2 protein-coding genes are annotated in these 3,631 nt (G+C 72.6%); one reads left to right on the forward strand and one right to left on the reverse strand.

Annotation, left to right across the window (positions count from 1 at the left end; all coding sequences use genetic code 11):
* The first annotated feature begins 90 nt into the window (after window positions 1–90).
* Entirely contained in the window at window positions 91–1,389 is a 1,299-nt protein-coding gene (locus tag RIF68_RS30800; RefSeq protein ID WP_309054558.1) for a YncE family protein, read from the forward strand.
* 74 nt (window positions 1,390–1,463) lie between these two features.
* Here RIF68_RS30800 and RIF68_RS30805 read toward each other — a convergent pair whose 3' ends face one another.
* The gene (locus RIF68_RS30805) at window positions 1,464–3,527 is read right to left on the reverse strand and encodes a discoidin domain-containing protein (protein ID WP_309054559.1); all 2,064 of its coding nucleotides are present in this window, start codon (window positions 3,525–3,527) and stop codon (window positions 1,464–1,466) included.
* Between the last annotated feature and the right edge of the window lie 104 nt (window positions 3,528–3,631).

Raw genomic sequence — 3,631 nt, forward strand, 5'->3', positions numbered from 1 at the left:
AAGGCGCGGCCGGACGAGGACTTGTGGGCTTGTCATGAACATGCCTACTCTCCGGTACGTCGCCGTCGCGAGAGGGAAGAAGGACTCCCCATGCCCGATCCCCGCACGCCCGCCCACCGCAGCCCCCAGCCCGACCGGCCCCGCCGCGCCTCCCGCGTCCGCCGGGCCGGCGGACTGCTCGCCGCCGCCCTCGCCCTCCTCGCCGCCTCCGGTGGCACCGGGGCGGCCACCCCCGCCCCGGCCGCCCTGCGCGAGGTGATGTTCGTCGGCAACAACTGGGACGGCACCGCCGACGTCATCGCCGCCCGCGGCGACTTCCACCGGATCGGCCGCGTCGACGTCATCCCCGACAAGGAGGAGCGGCTCCGCGAGATCTACCTCAACCCCGTCAAGCTCGCCTTCTTCCTCGGCGTCCGCAACGGGCCCGGCGAGGGCCACGACCAGTTCGTGGACGACATGTACGCGACCCCCGACGGCAGCTCCATGGTCGTCTCCCGCCCCAGCTTCGCCGACGTCGTCTCGATCGACCTGCGCACCGGCCGCGTCAACTGGCGCTTCCCCGTCGCCGGCCACCGCTCCGACCACATGGCCGTCTCGCCCGACGGCACCCGCGTCGCCGTCTCCGCCTCGACCGCCAACACCGTCCACGTCCTCGACATCGAGACCGGACGCCAGGTCGGCTCCTTCGCCACCGGTGACAAGCCGCACGAGAACGTCTTCACCTCCGACGGACTGCTCTGGAACATGTCCATCGGCGAGGTCACCACCGCTCTCGACGCCCCCTGGCTCGACTGGACCAAGGGCGACCGGCGCATCACCGTCGTGGACGCGCGCACCTTCGAGACGGTCCGGGTCATCGACATGCGCGCCCGTCTCGACGCCTTCGGACGCTCGGACCTCTCCGACGCCGTCCGGCCCCTGGTCCTCACCCCGGACGGGAAGAAGGCCTACTTCCAGGTCTCCTTCCTGGGCGGCTTCCTGGAGTACGACCTGGACACCGACCGGATCACCCGCCTGAAGAACCTCCCCGGCGGCCCGGCGACCGATCCCGACCGCACCACCTGGGTCAACGATTCGCGCCACCACGGCCTCTCCGTCAGCCCTGACGGCGGCAAGCTCTGTGTCGCCGGGACCATGGACGACTACGCCACCGTCGTCGACCGCGCCACCCTCCAGGAGGGCCCGCTCGTCCCCGCCGCCAAGCCCTACTGGGCCACCGTCAGCGGCGACGGCCGGTCCTGCGTGATCTCCGAGAGCGGCTCGGACCGGGTCTCCGCCATCGACTTCGCCACCGGCCGGCGCGTGGCCACCGTCGAGGTCGGCGACCACCCCCAGCGGGTGCGCCTCGCGCACGTGCCGGCCGACTGGACCGGCCCCTCGGCCGGCTGAGCCGGCCGCGCGGTTCCGCGCGGCCGGGGCCGGCCGGACCCCCCGGGTTCCGGCCGGCCCCCTCCGCCGCGCCGTCACGACCTGCGTACGGTCACCTCGTGCAGCGAGTAGCCCCAGTCGGTGGCGCGCCGCACCCCCTGGATCCGGACGTACCGGGCCGGCTGCGAGGCGAACTCCGCGGTGTCGTACCCGCCGTCGCCCGCCTCCGTCGACCAGGCCGTCCGCCAGGTCCCGCCGTCCTCCGACAGTTCGATCCGGTACGCGCGCGCGTGCGCCCGCTCCCAGTCGAGCGTGACCTTGCCGACCCGGTGCACCGCGCCGAGGTCCACCCGCAGCCACTGGTCGTCCGACCACTCGCTGGCCCAGCGGGTGCCGGTGTCGCCGTCGACGGCCAGGCCCGGCGCGAAGCCGGTGAAGGGATTCCACCACTGCGTGGTGCTCGCCGTCACCGGCCGGCCGGCGGCCAGGTCGAGGCCGGGCTCGTGGTCCTCCGTCGCCTTCCACGTCCGCAGATACGACTCCGCGCCGAGCGCCAGCTCGTCCACGACCGCCCGGCCGCCGTCGGTGAGCCGGATCTGCTCGATCCAGTCCGGTACGAGACCGTTGTGCGCCGCCCCGTCCGTGTTGAGGTCCCAGGTCCGCTCACCGGTGACCTGCCGGTCCAGGACGGAACCGCCGTCGACGCTGCGGAAGGGGTACGTCACCGCGTTCGGGGCGCCCGCGCCGACCGGGCCCGGCCAGCCGCCCACCCCGTTCATGTCCGTGCCGTAGCCGAAGCCGACCCCGTACTTGCGGCGCAGCTCCGCCTTCTGCGCGGCCTCCCCGACGAAGCCCTGGGCGCCGTGCATGTACGAGGCGGCGAAGCCACCGAGACGGTAGAGCCGCTCCGTCCAGTCCAGGTCCATCCAGCTGTGGCTGGACAGCACCCCGGGGTACTCCTCGGCCTCCAGGATGTCCAGCGCCCGCCCCGCGGCCTTGACGCTCATGTGGTCCAGCTCCAGCATCATGCCGCGGTCGATCATGCCCCTGAGGGCGTACTCACCGAGCCGCGTCAGACCGCGGGTGTTGCACCGGGCGTCGGCGGCGTACGCGGGGACGCTCACACCGGCCGGCAGCTTGGCCGCCATCGCCGGGGGCGCGGTGAGGCCGATCGGGTTGTCCTGCTGCGGGCCGGAGCACTTCTCCGTGGCCCAGAAGGTGCCGGTGGACAGGAACTGCCCGATGTTGACCGCCACTCCGGTCGTTCCGCTGTCGAAACGGACCCCGCAGAGCGCGTTGTCGAACTTGTGGCAGAGGAACATGCTGCGCACGCCGAGCGCGTGCAGCTCGTCCAGCCCGCGGTCGATGTCCGCCCGGTCGCACTGCGCCACGTCGAGGACCTGCTTGCAGCCGAACGGCTCCGAGGTCTCCACCCCCAGGACGACGGCCAGCTTGCCCTCCTCGACCACCGAGCGGGCCCGCGCGGCGTCCGTGACGATCCGGAACCAGCCCTTGCCGGGGCCGCCGTACATCCGGTCGACGTACTCCTGCATCTCGTAGGTCCTGCGGGCCTGCAGCCGGATGGACTCCATCTCGTCACAGCCGCGGTCCCGGGGCAGCAGCGAGCAGATCAGGCCGTTGGTCACCAGGTCGTTGACGAGGACCCGCTGCCCGCCGCGCCAGGCGCGCTCGACCCACGCGTAGTAGTTCTGCTGGTGGCTCAGGGAGTCGTGCGCGGGCCAGTCCTCGAAGGTCGGCCAGCCGACCGGGTCGTGGTGGCCGTCACCGCCCGTCAGGTTCTCGAAGATGGCGCCCGAGCCGTCCGGATAGTGCTCCGGACAGTCCTTCAGGGCGTCGGCGACACCCGCGTCGGAGAACGGCTTGCCGCAGATCATGCGGCCGCCGAACCCCTCGTTGGACATGAGGTGGTTGTGCGCGTCGACGAAGCCGCGCACCCTGCCCTGCGCGTCGGTGCCCCGGAACGGCGCGCCCGTCACGTTCACGCCGGAGTCCGGCGCGGGGCGGGAGACGGGCTCCCACCAGGCGGTGCCCGCGTCGGCGGCGGGGACGGGGGCGGAGCCGAACAGGACGGCCGCGAGAGCCAGAAGGAGGGGGACGAGAACGTATCCGCGTGCTCTGTGTGTCGTGGGTCGCGTCATGAGCTGCGATGCCTCCGGTCGGTGGGGGTGTACCGGGCGCCCCGAGGATCGCGGTGCGGGTGGAACGAGTCAAGGGTCCGGGACAGACGACCTGTTGAAGTCCG

It is taken from the genome of Streptomyces sp. (assembly GCF_031178505.1).
GTDB lineage: Bacteria > Actinomycetota > Actinomycetes > Streptomycetales > Streptomycetaceae > Streptomyces > Streptomyces gulbargensis.

Bases quoted from the DNA above. Each gene is read 5' to 3' on its own strand.
- RIF68_RS30800 (WP_309054558.1), top strand. From the start codon at position 91: ATGCCCGATCCCCGCACGCCCGCCCACCGCAGCCCCCAGCCCGACCGG.
- RIF68_RS30805 (WP_309054559.1), bottom strand. From the start codon at position 3,527: ATGACGCGACCCACGACACACAGAGCACGCGGATACGTTCTCGTCCCC.